Below are 17,709 nucleotides of genomic sequence, written 5' to 3'. Positions count from 1 at the left end.
GGGCCGGACGCCCCGCCGGTGTCCGGCGGTTGCGGGCGGGCCCGCCGGGAGCGTCCGGCGGGCCCGGCCGGTCACCGGGCGAGGTCGAGCGGACGGCCGTCGGGGGCCAGGGCGATGGCCCAGAGGCCGGACTCCGCGGGGTGCAGCGGGGCGTCGCCGCGGCGGCCGGTCTGGTGGTCCAGGTAGGTGACGGTGTCCTTGTGGTTGACGGCGTTCCAGGCGTGCGGGCGGCCGAAGCCGTCCAGGGTGAGCAGCACGGCCTGGGCGCCGTGGCCGGCCCGCCGCAGCTCCCCGCTGAGCCGGCCGTAGGCGTCGCCGCCGTCCCCGAGGTCGCGGAACGGCGCGCCGAGTTCGCGCTCGGCCCGGTCGCGTCCGCCGCGCTCGCCCGGATCGCCCTCGGTGGGGATCCGGGGGGCCGCGCAGGTGGGCCGGCCGGTGTAGGTGTCGACCGCGGAGAGCGCGATCTCCAGGCTGTTGTTGGCCCGGCCGGGCTCGCGGCAGCCCCCGGCGTTGAGCGCCTCGGCCCAGCCGCCGGCGGCCGGGTCGGGGTGGCGCAGCGGCAGGCCGTCGGCGTCCCGCGGGACCCTCCGCTCCACCTCCGCCTGGTGCTCCGGGTCGACCGGGCCGAGCCCGCCGGGCAGGCCGTACGGGCGGCTGTCGGCGATGGTCCGCAGCCGGACCGGCTCCTGCTCCGGCTCGGCGCCGCGGCGCAGCGAGCGGAGCGCGAGCTGCAGGGCGAGCGCGTGGGCGGTGGCGACCGGGGCGACGCCCCAGGCGGCGGTGGACTCGCCGCCGTCGAGGCGGCGGCCCCGGCCGTCGGTCGCGCCGTGGTCCGGGCGGGCCGGGGCGGGCGCGAACACCGGGGCCGCGGCGGGCGGCGGCGGGGTGGGCGAGGGTCCGGGCAGGGTGACCGGGTGCGGCAGGGCGGGCCCGGACTGGCCGGGTCCGGCGACCGCGCGCGGGCCGCCATGGGCCGCACCGGGCTGGCCGGCCTGGCCCGCCTGGCCGGGCTGCTGGCCCGGCTGCGCGCCGACCGCCTGGCCGGGCAGGGCGCTGCCCGCGGCGGCGCCGGGCGCGGCGACCGGGCCGGAGCCCGTCGGTCCGCCGGCGTACGGCGCCGGGCCGGCCTGCGGGGTGCCGCCACCGCCGACCGGGCCCGCGTGGACCGGGCCGGTCGGCACCGGCCCGGTGGGGACGGGACCGGTGGGAGCGGGCGCGGACGGGCCGTGGTTGGGGCTGTTCTGGTGGCCGCCGCCCGTCTGGTGCACCGGTCCGGTGACCGTCTCGGGGGCGGGCGGTGCCAGCACCGAGTCGGTGCGGACGGACACGTGGCCGCCGCCCGAGCCGCCGCTGTGCACGGGCGCGGGGGCGGGGGTGGAGGCGGCCTCGGCGGGCGCCGGGGCCCAGCCGGCGGCGGCGCCGGACGGGCCGCCGCCGTGGCCGCCGCCGCGCTGCTCGGCGGCCTGCGGGCGGGCCGGGCCGTCCTGGCGTGCGGGGGCCTCCGGCGCGCCGCCCTGGTCGCCGCGGCCGTCGTGGTCGCCGCGCCCGCCCTGGTCGCCGCCCCGGCCGCCGTCGAGGTCGGCGGCGACGGTGACCGGTCCGGTCTTCAGCTGGAGGTCGGCCGGCTCCGGCCCGGCGCCCGCCGGACCGGTGGCCCCGGGCGCGGCCGGGCCCGTCCCTGCGGCGGCGTCCGGGGCGGTGACCGGCTTCCCGTCGGGGCCGACCGGCAGGCCGTCCTTGCCGCCGTCGGGCTTCCCGTCGCCGTTCAGGTCCGCCCCGGTGTGCGGGCCGCCGGGCAGGCCGTCCCTGCCGCCGGGTCGGCCGGGCTCGCCCAGCGGCAGGCCGCTGACCTCCTTGCCGTCCTTGTCGGTCAGCACCGGCAGGCCGTCCTTGCCGAGAACCACCTCGCCGTCCCGGTCGACCTTGACCGCCAGGTCGGCGACCCCGACCACCGGGGCGCCGTCCGGACCCGCCACCACGAGCAGGCCCTCGGCGTCCTCCACCGGGGTGCCGTCGGCCCGGACGATCACCGGCCGGCCGTCCTCGCCGAGGACCGGCTGCCCCTGCTCGTCGAGCTTCACCGCCAGCCCGGGCACGCCGACCACCGGCTTGCCGTCCTGGCCGACCACGACCGCGAGGCCGGTGCCGTCGGCGGACAGCACCCCGGGCTCGGCGAGCGCGGCGGGCAGTCCGGCGGCGACCGGGTCGAAGGCGCCGCCGGGCCCGCGCTGGAAGGAGGCGTTGTGCACGCCGCCGGCCGCGCCGCCCGGTCCGGCCGCGGGGGCCAGCCGCAGCAGGGTGACGACCGCGGGCTCCTTGAGCGCCGTCCCGAGGCCGTCCTTCATGGCCCGGCCGAGCTCGTCGAGCAGGCCGCCGATCTTCAGCCGGGCGGCCTCCACGGCGACCGCCGCCATCACCTCGGCGACCTTCTCGCCGGCGGCGTGCTGAACGCCCGCGGCGGCCGAGCCGACCTGCTTGCGCAGTCCGCCGAGGATGCCCCCGGATTCGCCGCGCCCGGCGGCGTCCGCGACGGCGGCGGCGGCCGCCTTGGCCTTCGCCGCCATCTCCTCGGCCTGCTTCAGGTCCGCGGCCAGTTCGGTGAGGGCGGCGACGATGTCGGCCTTGCAGCTCTCGACCGCGCCGGCCGCCTTGTCGAAGGCCCCGGCGACCAGTCCGGCCGCGCTGTGCGCATCGTCCAGGTGGCCGCGTCCGCTGCCGCTGAACGCCCGCCAGTACTCGCCGAAGGCCTCCACCGCACGGCCGGAGTTCTCGCCGGTGATGCGCCGGACGGAATCCCCGCCGCGCTTGCCGAGGCGCTCGGCCTCGACCCCGAACTCCCGCCACAGTGCGCCGGCCCGGCGCAGCCCGTCCTCGTCGGCCTGCGGCCACTGGCGGCCGGTCCGGGCCAGTACGGGTGCCAATTCCTCGGGCAGCTTCCTAGACACGCGCCCTCCCCCTTCGAAACGCTGATGCTGGAAACGTGGTGGAACCGCGGGCGGTGTCAGACCGCCGTGCTCCCGGGGACGGCGCGCGGCGTCCCGGGGGTCGCCACCGCGCCGAACCCGGCCGCGGCGGTGGTGTCGGCGTCGGCGGTCCGCTCGGCCATCGCGTGCAGGCCCGCCCCGACGTGGCCGAGCCGGCCGCCGAGCCCGTTCAGGCCGCCGAGCAGCGAGCCCTGCGCCTCCCGGTACGCGGCGGCGAAGGCGCTGCCCGGCCGGTCCAGCCCCCACGGGGTGCCGAGGGCGGCGAGCTTCTGCTCCAGGGCCGCCGCGGCCCGCGCCCAGTCCGCCGAGATCTTCTCGAACTCCCGCCCCTCGCCGTGCACTTCCCACGGCTTGATGGTGAACTCCGCACCGCCCGCACCGCTGTTGCCACTACTACCGCCGGCCATTCCCCGTACCTCCCCGTAGCCGATCTGCGCCATCCTAGGCCCGCCGTCCGACCCGCCCACCGGCCGCACCGACCTCTTCACCCGGCCTTCACGCCGGGCCACCACCCGTACGCACCCGGTGCCCGCCCGGCCGCCGCCGGTGAATTCGGGGCAAATGCCCTGCGCAGGGGCGGTTCGAACCGGCCCGGAGGCTCTACCCTTGCCGAGTGGCAGCAGCAGAGACCCCCAAGCAGAAGAAGGCCGGAGCCGGGTCGAACCCGGTCGAGCTGGCCATGCCCGTCCTGCGGACCGAGGTCCCGCTCGACTTCCCGCGCGCCTGGGTCGAGTTCCCCGATCCGGACGACGAGGAGCAGGTCTTCCGCTGCGACCTCACCTGGCTCACCTCCCGCTGGAGCTGCATCTTCGGCAAGGGCTGCCACGGCATCCGGGAGGGCCGCGGGGCCTCCGACGGCTGCTGCACGCTCGGCGCGCACTACTCGGACGAGGACGACGAGCAGCGCGTGATCGGCCACGCCGCCCGGCTCACCCCGGAGCTGTGGGAGAACCACGCGCACGGCACCGACGCCAAGGGCCGGATCAAGGTCGACGGCGGCATCACCATGCTCGACGAGGACGGCGACCGCCAGACCCGCCGGGTCAACGGCGCCTGCCTGTTCCTCAACAGCCCCGACTTCCCGGGCGGCGCCGGCTGCGCCCTGCACACCCTCGCCCTGAAGGAGGGCCGGGAGCCGCTGGAGACCAAGCCGGACGTGTGCTGGCAGCTGCCGGTGCGCCGCACGTACGAGTGGATCGACCGCCCGGACGACACCCGCTACCTGCAGGTCACCATCGGCGAGTACGACCGCCGCGGCTGGGGCCCGGGCGGCCACGACCTGCACTGGTGGTGCACCGGAAGTCCGGAGGCGCACCAGGGCCCGGACCCGGTGTACGTCAGCTACCGCCCGGAGCTGACCGAGCTGATGGGCAAGGCCGCGTACAAGGTGCTGGCCGACCTGTGCGAGCAGCGGATCGCCACCAAGGGCGACCGCAAGGTGGCCCCGCACCCGGCCGACCCGCCGCGGAGGAAGCCGAAGCCGTAGGGCGCGGGGCCGGCCCGGTCGGCAGCCGCCCGTCGGCGGCTACTTGTCGATGTCGCCGACCACGAAGAACATCGAGCCGAGGATCGCCACCATGTCGGCGACCAGGGTGCCGGGCAGCAGTTCGGTCAGGGCCTGGATGTTGTTGAACGAGGCCGAGCGCAGCTTGAGCCGCCACGGCGTCTTGTCGCCGCGCGAGACCAGGTAGTAGCCGTTGATGCCGAGCGGGTTCTCGGTCCAGGCGTAGGTGCTGCCCTCGGGGGCCTTGAGGACCTTGGGCAGCCGCAGGTTGACCGGGCCGGGCGGCAGGTCGGCGAGCTTGTCGAGGCAGGCGTCGGCCAGGTCCAGCGAGTTGACCGTCTGCTCCAGCAGGCACTCGAAGCGGGCCAGGCAGTCGCCCTCCTCACGGGTGACCACGGTCAGCACCTGCCGCAGCTCCTCGGAGTCGTACGCGAGGTAGGGCTCGTCGCGGCGCAGGTCGAGGTCGAGGCCGCTGGCCCGGGCGATCGGACCGCTGACCCCGTACGCCTCGGCCTGCTCGCGGGTGAGCACGCCGACGCCGGCGGTGCGGATCCGGAAGATCTCGTTGCCGAGCACGAGGTCCTCGAAGACCGGCAGCTGGGAGCGGACCACCGCGACGGCGGCGCGGACCCGGCCGAGCCAGCCGGCCGGGAGGTCCTCCTTGAGGCCGCCGACCCGGTTGAACATGTAGTGCATCCGGCCGCCGGAGGCCTCCTCCAGGACGTGCTGGAGGTCCTCGCGGCCGGTGAAGGCGTGGAAGATCGGGGTGATCCCGCCCAGCTCCAGCGGGTAGGAGCCGAGGAACATCAGGTGGTTGAGCACCCGGTTCAGCTCGGCGAGCAGGGTGCGGATCCACACCGCCCGCTCGGGGACCTCCATGCCGAGCATCCGCTCGACGCCCAGCACCACGCCCAGCTCGTTGGAGAAGGCGGAGAGCCAGTCGTGCCGGTTGGCCAGCATGATGATCTGCCGGTAGTCCCGGGCCTCGAAGAGCTTCTCGGCCCCCCGGTGCATGTAGCCGATCACCGGCTCGGCGGTCACGATCCGCTCGCCGTCCAGCACCAGCTTCAGGCGCAGCACGCCGTGGGTGGCGGGGTGCTGCGGGCCGATGTTGAGCACCATGTCGGTGCTGCCCGCCCCGTCCGCGAAGTTCTCGGCTCCCGCCCCGATGCCGACCGTGGTCTCCCTCATGACCCCAGAGTCTGCCATCCCGGCAGGCCCTCCAGGCTCGCCGGTACCGGCATGCGGACGGTCTGCGCGAGCCAGCCGAACGCACCGAGGCCGGCCGGGTCGGTCAGCTCGGCGCCCTCGCCCGCGCCGCCAAGCGCCCGCAGGTAGGCCACCGGATCGGTGGAGGCCAGCGCGAGCGCCGGCCGGGCCCCGGTCACCCCGAGCGCCCGCAGCGCCTCCCGCTGCGTCGTCCACAGGCTGTGGAGGGCGGGAGCGGCCACCGCGTCCAGCGCCACGTGCGCGGTCACGTCGCAGGAGCCGTCCGGCACCGGCCGCACCTCGCGGCCCTCCCGGAAGCCCGCCAGCGTCCCGAACGGCGGGCGGGCCCCGGCGGTGTGGCCGTAGTCGACGGCGACCGCGAGCCCGCGCTCCAGCGCGCCGACCGCCGAGGCCCACGCGGCGTCCCGGGGCGCGCCGAACTCCACCCGGTCCCCGGGGCGGCGCACCGGCCACCAGCGGTCGGCCCACCCGGCGTCGGCCGCGTCCACCGGCCCGCCGAGCCGCTCCGCCCCGGTCGCGGTGTCCACCTCGACGTACCGGAGCACCCCGTCCTCGTCCACCTCGCCGCTGTCCAGCGGCACGTTGTCCAGCCACTCGTTGGCGAACAGCAGCCCGGTCACCCCGCGCGGCACCGCGTCCGTCCACACCACCTCCGGCGGCAGCCCGGCCGGGCGGTCCGCGACCTCCACGCCGTACGGGCGCAGCCGGGCGGCCGGTTCGGCGGGCAGCGCGGCCAGCACCCCCGTCAGGAGTTCACCCCGACCCGCCCCCACGTCCACCAGGGCGAGTTCTCGGGGACGGCCCAGGGCCGCGTCCACCTCCAGCAGCAGGCGGGCCACCGCCCCGGCGTACCGCGGGGAGGCGTGCACCGAGGTGCGGAAGTGCCCGGCGGGGCCCTCCGGCCTGCGGTAGAAGCCGTCCTCCGGGTCGTACAGCGCCTGTTCCATGGCGGGCCGCCACCGCATCCAGCTCATGGGCGTGGACGCTACCGCCTCCACCGCTCGCCCGGTGGTGCGTCTCCGACCTAGGGAGTAGGACGGATCGCCCTCCCGGCGGACCTGGACGCACCCCCCGACTGCCTAGGCTTGAGCCGTGCATCGACTCAACGCCTGGCTCCGCCGACGCCCCATGGTGGTCGACTCAATCTGGGCGTCGCTCGTCGCATTCTTCGGCCTCGTCCCGGACGGCTCCGCCCCGAACGGGCCGCAGCTCGGCGTGCACTACGCGGTCGCCGTGCTGCTGCCGCTGCTGATGGTCTTCCGCCGCCGCTTCCCCGACGTCACGGTCTGCGCCGCCGCGGCCATCGGCGTCCTCCAGGTCCTGCTGAACGTCGACCCGGGCGGCTCCAGCATCGCCTACCTGGTCTTCGCCTACACCGGCGCCGCGTTCGGCTCCGCCTGGGTCTCCCGGCTGGCGCTGGCCGCCGGGCTGGCCGCCGGACCGCTGGTGTTCTGGCGGCTGCACCCGGAGAAGACCCGGCTGGACGACGCCGGGGAGGTCGTCACCAGCGCGTACGGCATCGCCGAGACCCTGCTGATCGTCGCGATGATGACCACCCCCTTCGTACTGTGCTGGGCCTGGGGCCGGCTCACCCGGGTGCGCCGGGCGTACCTGGTCGAGCTGGAGGACCGCGCCGCCCGGCTGGAGCGCGAGCGGGACGCCCAGTCCAAGGTGGCGGTCGCCGCCGAACGGGCCCGGATCGCCCGCGAGCTGCACGACGTGGTCGCGCACAACGTCTCCGTCATGATCGTCCAGGCCGACGGCGCCGCGTACGTCCTCGACAACTCGCCGCAGCAGGCCAAGGAGGCGCTCGGCACGATCGCCTCCACCGGACGCCAGGCGCTGGTCGAGATGCGCCGGCTGCTGGGCGTGCTGCGCACCTCCGACACGGTCGGCGAGGAGTACGTGCCGCAGCCCGGCGTGGAGGAGCTGCCGGAGCTGCTGGAGCAGGTCCGCACCGCGGGCCTGCGGGTCGACTACGCCACCACCGGCGAGGCCCGCGACCTGCCGCGCGGGGTCGAGCTGACCGTCTACCGGATCGTCCAGGAGGCGCTGACCAACGTCCGCAAGCACGGCGGCCCCGACGTGCACGCCAAGGTCTCGGTCGACTACGGCGACCGCGAGCTCGCCGTCCTGGTCGAGGACGACGGCCGCGGCACCACCGACGAGCAGCTGACCACCGGTGGCTCCGACGGGCTCGGCCATGGTCTGATCGGCATGCGCGAACGGGTCGGCATGGTCAGCGGCAGCCTCGACGTCGGCCCCCGCCCCGGCGGCGGCTTCCGGATCCGAGCCGTCCTACCGCTCAAGGCCGCCAAGTAGCCGGGGCGCCCAAGTGAGGAGTCACCCTTGACCATCCGTGTGATGCTCGTCGACGACCAGGAGCTGCTGCGCACCGGGTTCCGCATGATCCTGCAGTCCCAGGGCGACATCGAGATCGCCGCCGAGGCCGGCGACGGCGCCCAGGCGGTGGAGCTGCTCAGGCGCACCGAGGTGGACGTCATCCTGATGGACGTCCGGATGCCGCGGATGGACGGCGTGCAGGCGACCCGGCGGATCTGCCTCGCCGAGGACGGCAGCCCGCTGCCCGACGCCCCGCACGTGCTGATCCTCACCACCTTCGACCTCGACGAGTACGCCTTCGCCGCACTCAAGGCCGGGGCCAGCGGCTTCCTGCTGAAGGACGTCCCGCCGACCGAGCTGGTCGCCGCGATCCGCGCGGTGCACGGCGGCGACGCGGTGGTCGCCCCGACCACCACCCGCCGCATGATCGACCGCTTCGCCGAGGTCCTGCCGACCCCGCACAGCGCCGCCGGCGGGGACGCCCTCGGCCCGCTCACCGAGCGCGAGCGGGAGGTGTTCCTGCTGGTCGCGCAGGGCCTGTCGAACGGTGAGATCGCCGCCCGGCTGGTGCTCTCCGAGGCGACCGTGAAGACGCATGTCGGGCGCATCCTGGCCAAGCTGGGCCTGCGCGACCGGGTCCAGGCGGTGGTGCTGGCGTACGAGGCCGGGCTGGTCCGGGCCGGCGCCGCCGACTGACCCGCGGGCGGTCCGGGCACGCGCGGAGCCCCGCCGCCCGGCGCCGCCCGCCCGCCGTCCCGGGCCGCCCCCGGCCCCTCCGGCGCCCCGACCGCCCGGCCTTAGAATGGGCCGGTACGTCCGGTACCCGGAGGGGACCGGAACGGAGAGTGAGGACGAGGGCCGAGCCGTGAGCACGTCCGACAGTGCCGAGTCCGCCGGATTCGGCGAGTTCGCCCCGCTTGCCGACGGCTTCGGCGATCCCGGCGACCCCGGGAACCGCCCCGCGCGGCTGACCGTCGGCGTGGTCGGCACCGGCCGGGTCGGGCCCGCCCTGGGCGCCGCCCTCCAGCTGGCCGGCCACCGGGTGGTGGCCGCCTCCGGCGTCTCCGCGGCGTCCCGCCGCCGGGCCGAGGCCCTGCTGCCGGGCGTGCGGATCGCCACCCCGCCGCAGGTGCTGGCCGCCGCCGACCTCGTCCTGCTGACCGTCCCCGACGACGCGCTCGCCGACCTGGTCGCCGGCCTCGCCGCCACCGGCGCGGTCCGCCCGGGCCACCTGCTGGTGCACACCTCCGGCGCGCACGGCGTGGCCGTGCTGGAGCCGGCCACCCGGGCCGGTGCGCTGCCGCTCGCCCTGCACCCCGCGATGACCTTCACCGGCACCTCCGTGGACCTCGCCCGGCTGGCCGGCTGCCCGTTCGGGGTGACCGCCCCGGCCGAGCTGCGCCCGGTCGCCGAGGCCCTGGTCGTGGAGATGGGCGGCGAGCCGGAGTGGGTGCCCGAACACGTCCGCCCGCTCTACCACACCGCCCTCGCACACGGCGCGAACCACCTGGTCACCCTGGTCGCGCAAGCCCTGGAGCTGCTGCGCACGGCCGGGGTCGCCGAACCCGGCCGGCTGCTCGGCCCGCTGCTGGGCGCCGCGCTGGACAACTCCCTGCGCTCCGGCGACGCCGCGCTGACCGGCCCGGTCGCCCGGGGCGACGCGGGCACCGTGCGCCGCCACCTGGCGCAGCTCAGTACGGTGTCCCCGGACATCCCGGCGGCGTACCGGGCGATGGCCCGCGCCACCGCCCAGCGGGCACTCGCCCACGGGACGATCGACGAAGCGTCGGCGGCGGCGCTGCTGGACGTACTGAACGAGGAGAAGCACTGATGGCACGCGGCAAGCAGCCCGGCAAGGCCCAGCGGGCACCCAAGGTCCACCGGGCCGTGGTCACGCACACCGTCGCCGACTTCGAGGCCGCCTTCTGGCCGGACGAGCAGCCGGTGGACAACGCGGTCGTGATGACCATGGGCGCGCTGCACGAGGGCCACGCCGCGCTGATCCGGGCCGCCCGCCGGCAGGTCGGCCGGGACGGCCGGATCGCGGTCACGGTGTTCGTGAACCCGCTGCAGTTCGGCGCCGGCGAGGACCTCGACCGCTACCCGCGGAGCCTGGAGGACGACGTCAGGCTGGCCGAGGAGAACGGCGCGGACGTGGTCTTCGCGCCGTCCGCCGAGGAGGTGTACCCGAACGGCGAGCCGCAGGTGCGCCTGGCGGCCGGCCCGATGGGCGAGCGCTACGAGGGCGCCACCCGCCCGGGCCACTTCGACGGCGTGCTGACGGTGGTCGCCAAGCTGCTGCACATCACCGACCCGGACTTCGCACTGTTCGGCGAGAAGGACGCCCAGCAGCTGGCGATCGTCCGGCGGATGGTCGCCGACCTGGACTTCGACGTGGAGGTGATCGGCGTGCCGACCGCCCGCGAGGAGGACGGGCTGGCGCTGTCCTCCCGCAACCGCTACCTCTCCGCCGAGGACCGCGAGCACGCGCTCGCGCTCTCCCGGGCGCTGTTCGCCGGCCGCGACGCGGGCGCCCGGGGCCCGCAGGCCGTCCGCGAGGCGGCCGCGGCCGTCCTGGACGGCGCGGAGGGTGTCACCCTTGACTACCTCGCCCTGATCGATCCGCACGACTTCACCGAGGCACCGGACGACTTCCAGGGCGAGGCCGTGCTGGCCGTCGCCGCGACGGTGGGCGCGACCCGCCTGATCGACAACGTCCACGTCGTCTGCCGCTGAGGCGGCCCGCGACCGGCACACCGCTCCACCCGGCAGCACCGCGCACCGCACCGTTCGGCACCACCCCGGCAAGCACCCCCAGGCATGCACTCACAGGAGGCGTGACCCCATGCTCCGCACCATGCTCAAGTCCAAGATCCACCGGGCCACCGTGACCCAGGCCGACCTGCACTACGTCGGCTCCGTCACGGTGGACGAGGACCTGCTCGACGCCGCCGACCTGCTCCCCGGCGAGCTGGTCCACATCGTCGACATCAACAACGGCGCCCGGCTGGAGACCTACACCATCGCCGGGCCGCGCGGCACCGGCGTGATCGGCATCAACGGCGCCGCCGCCCGCCTGGTCCACCCCGGCGACCTCGTCATACTCATCGCCTACGGGCAGATGGACACCGCCGAGGCCAAGGGCTACGAGCCGAAGGTCGTCTTCGTCGACGACCGCAACCGGATCACCGGCCTGGGCGGCGACCCGGCCGAGGCCGGGGAGGGCACCGGGCTGCTCCGCGGCGACGCGGCGTACGGTGGCCCGAACGGCGCGGCCCAGACCGCCGCGCGCTGAAGGAGCAACTGAACACCATGCCCGGCACCCACCGCCTCACCGCGCCCGCCCCCGGCTGGACCAGCACGACCGACGTCGTGGTGGTCGGCTCGGGCGTGGCCGGACTCACCGTCGCACTCAACGTCCGCAAGGCCGGCCTGCGGGCCGTGGTGGTCACCAAGGCGATGCTGGACGACGGGTCCACCCGCTGGGCCCAGGGCGGCATCGCCGCCGCCCTGGGCGAGGGCGACACCCCCGAGCAGCACCTGGACGACACCCTCGTCGCCGGGGCCGGGCTCTGTGCCGAGGACGCCGTCCGCACCCTGGTGACCGAGGGTCCGGACGCCGTCCGCCGGCTGATCGCCACCGGCGCCGCCTTCGACCGCGGCCCGGACGGCGAGATCCTGCTGACCCGCGAGGGCGGCCACCACCGCCGCCGGATCGCCCACGCCGGCGGGGACGCCACCGGCGCCGAGATATCCCGCGCCCTGGTCGCCGCCGTCCGCTCCGACCCGGGCCTGGAGCTGATCGAGCACGCCCTCGTCCTGGACCTGCTGACCGACCCCGACGGCCACGCCGCCGGCCTGACCCTGCACGTCATGGGCGAGGGCCAGCGGGACGGCGTCGGCGCGATCCGGGCCCGCGCGGTGGTGCTCGCCACCGGCGGCATGGGCCAGGTCTACTCCGCCACCACCAACCCGGCGGTCTCCACCGGCGACGGCGTGGCGCTCGCGCTGCGGGCCGGCGCCGAGGTCACCGACCTGGAGTTCGTGCAGTTCCACCCCACCGTGCTCTGGCTGGGCCCGGAGGCCGAGGGCCAGCAGCCGCTGGTCTCCGAGGCCGTCCGCGGCGAGGGCGCCCACCTGGTGGACGCCGACGGCACCCGCTTCATGGTCGGACAGCACGAGCTGGCCGAACTGGCCCCGCGCGACATCGTCGCCAAGGCCATCACCCGCCGGATGCAGCTCCACGGCACCGAGCACATGTACCTGGACGGCCGGCACTTCGGCGCCGAGATGTGGGAGCAGCGCTTCCCGACCATCCTGGCGTCCTGCCGGGCGCACGGCATCGACCCGGTCACCGAGCCGATCCCGGTCGCCCCGGCCTCCCACTACGCCTCCGGCGGCATCCGCACCGACCTGCACGGGCGCACCACCGTGCCCGGCCTGTACGCCTGCGGGGAGGTCGCCTGCACCGGTGTGCACGGCGCCAACCGGCTGGCGTCCAACTCGCTGCTGGAGGGCCTGGTCTTCGCCGAGCGGATCGCCGCCGACCTGGCCGCCCGGCACACCGCGGGCGACCTGCCCGAGCGGTCGGTGGACGTGGCCGCCGCCCGCGCCGCGCACCCCGTTCCGCTGCCCGCGCCCGAGGCACGGGCCGAGATCCAGCGGCTGATGTCGCGCGGGGCGGGCGTGCTGCGCTCGGCCGCGTCGATGGCCGACACCGCGGCCGGCCTGGCGCTGCTCGCCGAGCAGGCGTACGCGCACGTCGCCGAGGAGAAGCCGGCCGACCCCCGGGTGGAGACCTGGGAGGCCGCGAACCTCCTGCTGGTCGCCACCGCCCTGGTCGCCGCCGCCACCCAGCGCGCGGAGACCCGCGGCTGCCACTGGCGCGAGGACTTCCCCGAGCGGGACGACGCGCGCTGGCGGCGCCACCTGATCACCACCCTCACCGCCTCCGGCGACCTTGTCAGCACCCCCGAGGAGCAGTAACAGATGACCCACTCGCACGAGGAACTCCCGCTGGCCGACTCCCAGGGCGGCTGCGGCGACGGCTGCGCCTGCGGGGACGGCGAGGGCTACGAGACCGGGCTGGACCCGCAGCTCGCCGCGCTGCTCGAGGAGGCCGGGCTCGACCCGGTCGAGGTCGAGGACATCGCCACCCTGGCGCTGGCCGAGGACCTGGCCGGCGGCGAGGACGTCACCTCGGTCGCCACGGTGCCCGCCGACGCGGTCGCCACCGCGGACTTCACCGCCCGCCAGGCCGGCACGGTCGCCGGGCTGCGGATCGCCGAGGCCGTGGTCTCGCTGGTCTGCGAGGAGGAGTTCGAGGTCGACCGGCACGTCGAGGACGGCGACCGGGTCGAGGCCGGCCAGGTGCTGCTGTCGGTCCGCGGCCGGACCCGCGACCTGCTGACCGCCGAGCGCAGCGCGCTCAACCTGCTCTGCCACCTGTCCGGCATCGCCACCGCCACCCGCGCCTGGGCCGACGCGCTGGCCGGGACGGACGCGGTGGTCCGCGACACCCGCAAGACCACCCCGGGCCTGCGGGCGCTGGAGAAGTTCGCCGTGCGCTGCGGCGGCGGCGCCAACCACCGGATGGCGCTCTCGGACGCCGCGCTGGTGAAGGACAACCACGTGGTCGCCGCCGGCGGTGTCGCCGAGGCGTTCCGGGCCGTCCGCGCCGCGTACCCCGACCTGCCGGTCGAGGTCGAGGTGGACACCCTGGAGCAGATCCCGCCGGTGCTGGAGGCCGGTGCGGACCTCGTCCTGCTGGACAACTTCACGGTGGCCCAGCTGAAGGAGGCCGTCGAGCTGGTGGCCGGCCGGGCCAGGCTGGAGGCGTCCGGCGGACTGACCCTGGCCACCGCGCGCGAGGTCGCCCAGACTGGTGTCGACTACCTGGCCGTGGGTGCGCTCACGCACTCCTCGCCGGTCCTCGACATCGGCCTGGACCTGCGCGCCTGATCCGCTTCCGACCCCGCAGAAAGCACCCCATGCTGCTCACCATCGACGTCGGCAACACCCAGACCACGCTCGGCCTGTTCGACGGCGAGGACGTGGTCGAGCACTGGCGGATCTCCACCGATCCGCGCCGCACGGCCGACGAGCTGGCGGTCCTGCTGCAGGGCCTGATGGGCTCCCACACCGCGGTCACCGAGGCCGCGGTGGAGGGCCTGGCGATCTGTTCGTCCGTCCCCGCCGTGCTCCACGAGCTCCGCGAGGTGTGCCGCCGCTACTACGGCGACGTGCCCGCGGTGATCGTGGAGCCGGGGGTGAAGACGGGGGTGCACGTCCTGATGGACAACCCCAAGGAGGTCGGCGCCGACCGGATCGTCAACGCGCTCGCCGCCAACCACCTCTACGGCGGCCCGTGCATCGTGGTGGACTTCGGCACCGCCACCACCTTCGACGCGGTCAACGCCCGCGGCGACTACGTGGGCGGCGCGATCGCCCCGGGCATCGAGATCTCGGTGGAGGCGCTGGGCATGCGCGGCGCCCAGCTGCGCAAGATCGAGCTGGCCCGCCCGCGCAACGTGATCGGCAAGAACACCGTGGAGGGCATGCAGTCCGGCATCCTGTACGGCTTCGCCGGGCAGGTCGACGGACTGGTCGACCGGATGGCCAGGGAGCTCGCCAAGGACCCGGACGACGTCCAGGTGATCGCGACCGGCGGGCTGGCCCCGCTGGTGCTGGGCGAGGCGTCCACCATCGACGTCCACGAGCCCTGGCTCACCCTGATCGGGCTGCGGCTCGTCCACGAGCGCAACCGCCCGGCCGCCTGATCCCGGCACCGCCCGGGGCCGCCGGGGTCCGGGGCCGGCCCCGGCGGCCCGGCCGGAGGCTACGGGTGCCCCGGCGGCCCGGCAGGGGGCTCCGGGGGCGGGCCAATCGTGGACGATCGGCGCGACACTACCGACAAATCGGATATTCCTCACGTAGTGTCAACCCATGCCTACGCCACACGGATCGCGCGGCGGCATGGCCTTCAGCGCCGACGAAGTCCGCGTGCTGCGCCGCGCCCTCGCCCAAGCCCTGCACCCCGCCGTCCCCGTCCACCTGCAGGCACCCGGCCTGCCGCCCTTCCTGGGCGCCGGCGCCGAACTGTGGGCGGAGGACGTCCAGGACGCCCTGCGCCTGACCGAGGCCATCGACGAGGCCGTCCGGGAGGGCGGCCGGCTGCGCGCCTTCCTGCTCGCCGACCTCGGGCGCTACCGCGAGGCCCTGCCCGGCAGCGCCGGCGGGTACCTGGAGCGGCTGGAGGAGGCCGTGACCGACGGCTACCTCCCGGGCCCCGAGGACCTCACCGCACTGCGCGGGCTGACCCGCCAGCCGTGCGGCCAGACCGAGCGCTCCCGCCGCTCCCGGCTGGCGGGCCGCTGCCACGCCCTGGCCGAGGCGGCCGTCCGCGAACGGCTCGCCCTCACCACCGGCCAGCGCCACCTCATTGCCGTACCGAGCCCTGCCGGACCCCCGAGCAGTCTCCCCACCCCAGTTGGAGGACGGATCCCGATGAGCAGCAACGACTCCCCGGCCGAGAAGCCCGCCGCCACGGGCCCGCAGCCGCCGGCCGGGCCCCGCCAGCACCGGATGCCCACCCCCGCCGAGCTGTTCGGCCGCCGCCCCAAGCCGCCCGTCCGCCCGGCCCCGGGCGCGGCCGCCGCCCCCGCCCCGGAGGAGCTCGAACTCGCCACCGGCACCGGCTGACCGACCGCAGCCCCGGACCGGGGGAGGCCGCACCCGCGGCCTCCCCCGCCGCACGTCCGGGGCCCGCCCGCGGAGCCCCGCGCCGGGCCGCCTCCCCCCGCCGGGCGGGCGACAGGGGCCGGGGCGGCGAGGAGCACCGCCGCGGGCTGGCTACCCTGGTGGGGTGAGCGATCAGAGCCTCCTTCCCGCGACCGACGACCTTCCCGAGCAGATGCGCGTGCGGCGCGAGAAGCTGGACCGGCTCCGGGCCGCCGGCGTCGACCCGTACCCGGTCGGATTCCCCCGCACCAGCACCATCGCCGACCTGCGCGCCAAGCACCCCGACCTGGAGCCGGACACCGCCACCGGCGAGCGCGTCGGCATCACCGGCCGCGTGATCCTCTCCCGCACCGGCGGCAAGCTCTGCTTCGCCACGCTCCGCGACGGCACCGGCGACCTCCAGGTGATGTTCTCCCTGGACAAGCTCGGCGACGAGCGGCTGGCCGCCTGGAAGTCCGACATCGACCTCGGCGACCAGGTCGGCGTCGAGGGCGAGGTGATCACCTCCCGGCGCGGCGAGCTGTCGGTGATGGTGGACGCCTGGGCGCTCACCGCCAAGTGCCTGCGCCCGCTGCCGGACAAGCACAAGGGCCTGACCGACCCCGAGGCGCGGGTGCGCCAGCGGTACGTCGACCTGATCGTCAACCCCGAGGCCCGCGAGATCCTGCACCTGCGCAGCCGGGTCGTCCGCTCGATCCGCCGCACCTACGAGGAGCGCGGCTACATCGAGGTCGAGACCCCGATGCTGCAGCCGGTGCACGGCGGCGCCAACGCCCGCCCGTTCAAGACGCACATCAACGCGTACGACATCGACCTCTTCATGCGGATCGCCCCCGAGCTGTACCTCAAGCGGCTGGTGGTCGGCGGCGCGGAGAAGGTCTTCGAGATCAACCGCAACTTCCGCAACGAGGGCGCGGACTCCACCCACAACCCGGAGTTCACCTCGCTGGAGTCGTACGAGGCGTACGGCGACTACGACACCCAGGCCGAGCTGATCCGGGCCACCATCGTGAACGCGGCCCGCGACGCCCTGGGCACCACGGTGATCAAGGGCCTGGACCCGCACGGCGTCGAGCACGAGATCGACCTCGCCGAGCCGTGGGAGGAGGTCTCCGTCTACCCGGGCATCTCCGCCCACCTCGGCGTCGAGGTGACCCCGGAGACCGGCGTCGAGGAGCTGCGCAAGCTGGCCGCCGAGCACGGCATCCCCTTCGAGAAGGAGTGGGGCCACGGCCAGATCGTGCTGGAGATGGTCGAGCGCCTGCTGGAGGAGAACGCCGTCCGGCCGACCTTCATCAAGGACTACCCGACCGAGGTCTCCCCGCTCACCCGGCAGCACCGCTCCGTCGCGGGCGTCGCCGAGAAGTGGGACCTGGTGATCTTCGGCACCGAGATCGGCACCGCCTACTCGGAGCTGGTCGACCCGGTCGAGCAGCGCGCCCGTCTGACCGCCCAGTCCCTCCTGGCCGCCGGCGGCGACGTCGAGGCCATGCAGCTCGACGAGGACTTCCTGCGGGCCCTGGAGTACGCGATGCCGCCCACCGGCGGCCTCGGCCTCGGGGTGGACCGCCTGATCATGCTGCTCACCGGCAAGAACATCCGCGAGACGGTGCTGTTCCCGCTCGTGAAGCCGGAGCCCAGGGCTTCCGCCGCCGCGGCGGAGAAGACCGAGGAGGAGTGACCTGATGGACTACGTCAGCGCGATCGTCCCGCCGCTGGTCATGGCGATCGGCTTCGGCTTCCTGGTGCGGGCCATCATCCGCAGCCAGGGCGGTGCCCAGAAGGCCAAGGAGGACCTGGCCGACTGACCGGCCCGGCCGGCCGGCCGCCGGGGCGGCGCCCAAAACCAAGAAGGGCGGGGGGGGGGGGCGGGTTTGGGGGGCGAACAAAAAAATTTTCGCGCAAACC

The 17,709-nt window shown here is 75.6% G+C and carries 16 protein-coding genes; 12 read left to right on the top strand and 4 right to left on the bottom strand.

Annotated features, from left to right (window positions below):
• Positions 1–71 precede the first annotated feature (71 nt).
• Positions 72–2,945, bottom strand: coding sequence for a toxin glutamine deamidase domain-containing protein (locus ACWGB8_RS25355; RefSeq protein ID WP_452215886.1), 2,874 nt, complete (start codon positions 2,943–2,945; stop codon positions 72–74).
• 56 nt (positions 2,946–3,001) lie between these two features.
• On the bottom strand, positions 3,002–3,424 hold the full coding sequence (locus tag ACWGB8_RS25350) for a hypothetical protein (protein WP_452215885.1): 423 nt from the start codon (positions 3,422–3,424) through the stop codon (positions 3,002–3,004).
• Positions 3,425–3,663: 239 nt separating this feature from the next.
• Between ACWGB8_RS25350 and ACWGB8_RS25345 the strand changes: the two genes are divergently transcribed.
• Positions 3,664–4,470, top strand: coding sequence for a hypothetical protein (locus ACWGB8_RS25345; protein WP_452215887.1), 807 nt, complete (start codon positions 3,664–3,666; stop codon positions 4,468–4,470).
• A gap of 39 nt (positions 4,471–4,509) precedes the next feature.
• Here the strand turns inward: ACWGB8_RS25345 and ACWGB8_RS25340 are convergent, their stop codons facing one another.
• Positions 4,510–5,679 carry an NADH-quinone oxidoreductase subunit D gene (locus tag ACWGB8_RS25340; protein ID WP_452215884.1) on the bottom strand — a complete coding sequence of 390 codons (1,170 nt, stop codon included), beginning with the start codon at positions 5,677–5,679 and terminating at the stop codon, positions 4,510–4,512.
• A complete protein-coding gene (locus tag ACWGB8_RS25335; RefSeq protein WP_452215883.1) occupies positions 5,676–6,692 on the bottom strand; it encodes an SAM-dependent methyltransferase in 1,017 nt (338 codons plus the stop codon). Before ACWGB8_RS25335 ends, ACWGB8_RS25340 begins: the two co-directional genes overlap by 4 nt.
• A gap of 118 nt (positions 6,693–6,810) precedes the next feature.
• On the opposite strand from ACWGB8_RS25335, the gene ACWGB8_RS25330 reads away from it, so the two are divergent.
• From ACWGB8_RS25330 to ACWGB8_RS25280, 11 genes are all read left to right on the top strand, one after another.
• The gene (locus tag ACWGB8_RS25330) at positions 6,811–8,040 is read left to right on the top strand and encodes a sensor histidine kinase (protein WP_452215882.1); all 1,230 of its coding nucleotides are present in this window, start codon (positions 6,811–6,813) and stop codon (positions 8,038–8,040) included.
• Between the two features lie 27 nt (positions 8,041–8,067).
• The gene (locus ACWGB8_RS25325) at positions 8,068–8,757 is read left to right on the top strand and encodes a response regulator (RefSeq protein WP_452215881.1); all 690 of its coding nucleotides are present in this window, start codon (positions 8,068–8,070) and stop codon (positions 8,755–8,757) included.
• 169 nt (positions 8,758–8,926) lie between these two features.
• On the top strand, positions 8,927–9,892 hold the full coding sequence (locus ACWGB8_RS25320; protein WP_452215880.1) for a Rossmann-like and DUF2520 domain-containing protein: 966 nt from the start codon (positions 8,927–8,929) through the stop codon (positions 9,890–9,892).
• A complete protein-coding gene (gene panC, locus ACWGB8_RS25315; RefSeq protein ID WP_452215879.1) occupies positions 9,892–10,797 on the top strand; it encodes a pantoate--beta-alanine ligase in 906 nt (301 codons plus the stop codon). The genes ACWGB8_RS25320 and panC overlap by 1 nt, the downstream gene beginning before the upstream one ends.
• A 109-nt stretch (positions 10,798–10,906) precedes the next feature.
• The gene (gene panD, locus ACWGB8_RS25310; RefSeq protein ID WP_452215878.1) at positions 10,907–11,356 is read left to right on the top strand and encodes an aspartate 1-decarboxylase; all 450 of its coding nucleotides are present in this window, start codon (positions 10,907–10,909) and stop codon (positions 11,354–11,356) included.
• 17 nt (positions 11,357–11,373) lie between these two features.
• Positions 11,374–13,047 (top strand): L-aspartate oxidase, encoded by a 1,674-nt coding sequence (locus ACWGB8_RS25305; protein WP_452215877.1) that lies wholly within the window; start codon positions 11,374–11,376, stop codon positions 13,045–13,047.
• A 3-nt stretch (positions 13,048–13,050) separates the two neighbouring features.
• Entirely contained in the window at positions 13,051–14,022 is a 972-nt protein-coding gene (nadC, locus tag ACWGB8_RS25300) for a carboxylating nicotinate-nucleotide diphosphorylase (RefSeq protein WP_452215876.1), read from the top strand.
• A gap of 29 nt (positions 14,023–14,051) precedes the next feature.
• Positions 14,052–14,840 carry a type III pantothenate kinase gene (locus tag ACWGB8_RS25295; RefSeq protein ID WP_452215875.1) on the top strand — a complete coding sequence of 263 codons (789 nt, stop codon included), beginning with the start codon at positions 14,052–14,054 and terminating at the stop codon, positions 14,838–14,840.
• 166 nt (positions 14,841–15,006) lie between these two features.
• Positions 15,007–15,762 (top strand): hypothetical protein, encoded by a 756-nt coding sequence (locus ACWGB8_RS25290; RefSeq protein WP_452215874.1) that lies wholly within the window; start codon positions 15,007–15,009, stop codon positions 15,760–15,762.
• A 163-nt stretch (positions 15,763–15,925) separates the two neighbouring features.
• Complete coding sequence (lysX, locus tag ACWGB8_RS25285) at positions 15,926–17,482, top strand: bifunctional lysylphosphatidylglycerol synthetase/lysine--tRNA ligase LysX (RefSeq protein WP_452215873.1); 1,557 nt, start codon at positions 15,926–15,928, stop codon at positions 17,480–17,482.
• Between the two features lie 4 nt (positions 17,483–17,486).
• Positions 17,487–17,609: a hypothetical protein gene (locus ACWGB8_RS25280; protein WP_030304873.1), complete on the top strand. Its 123-nt coding sequence runs from the start codon at positions 17,487–17,489 to the stop codon at positions 17,607–17,609.
• Positions 17,610–17,709 lie beyond the last annotated feature (100 nt).

This window comes from Kitasatospora sp. NPDC054939 (assembly GCF_053610105.1).
Note: the sequence above shows the minus strand (reverse complement) of the source record. Positions and strands in the feature narration are given on the sequence as shown.

What these genes read in the sequence shown, in the direction of transcription:
- ACWGB8_RS25340 (WP_452215884.1), bottom strand. Translation starts at nt 5,679, where the DNA reads ATGAGGGAGACCACGGTCGGCATCGGGGCGGGAGCCGAGAACTTCGCG.
- panD (WP_452215878.1), top strand. Translation starts at nt 10,907, where the DNA reads ATGCTCCGCACCATGCTCAAGTCCAAGATCCACCGGGCCACCGTGACC.
- ACWGB8_RS25290 (WP_452215874.1), top strand. Translation starts at nt 15,007, where the DNA reads ATGCCTACGCCACACGGATCGCGCGGCGGCATGGCCTTCAGCGCCGAC.
- ACWGB8_RS25295 (WP_452215875.1), top strand. Translation starts at nt 14,052, where the DNA reads ATGCTGCTCACCATCGACGTCGGCAACACCCAGACCACGCTCGGCCTG.
- ACWGB8_RS25280 (WP_030304873.1), top strand. Translation starts at nt 17,487, where the DNA reads ATGGACTACGTCAGCGCGATCGTCCCGCCGCTGGTCATGGCGATCGGC.
- ACWGB8_RS25305 (WP_452215877.1), top strand. Translation starts at nt 11,374, where the DNA reads ATGCCCGGCACCCACCGCCTCACCGCGCCCGCCCCCGGCTGGACCAGC.
- ACWGB8_RS25335 (WP_452215883.1), bottom strand. Translation starts at nt 6,692, where the DNA reads ATGAGCTGGATGCGGTGGCGGCCCGCCATGGAACAGGCGCTGTACGAC.
- ACWGB8_RS25350 (WP_452215885.1), bottom strand. Translation starts at nt 3,424, where the DNA reads ATGGCGCAGATCGGCTACGGGGAGGTACGGGGAATGGCCGGCGGTAGT.
- nadC (WP_452215876.1), top strand. Translation starts at nt 13,051, where the DNA reads ATGACCCACTCGCACGAGGAACTCCCGCTGGCCGACTCCCAGGGCGGC.
- ACWGB8_RS25345 (WP_452215887.1), top strand. Translation starts at nt 3,664, where the DNA reads ATGCCCGTCCTGCGGACCGAGGTCCCGCTCGACTTCCCGCGCGCCTGG.
- panC (WP_452215879.1), top strand. Translation starts at nt 9,892, where the DNA reads ATGGCACGCGGCAAGCAGCCCGGCAAGGCCCAGCGGGCACCCAAGGTC.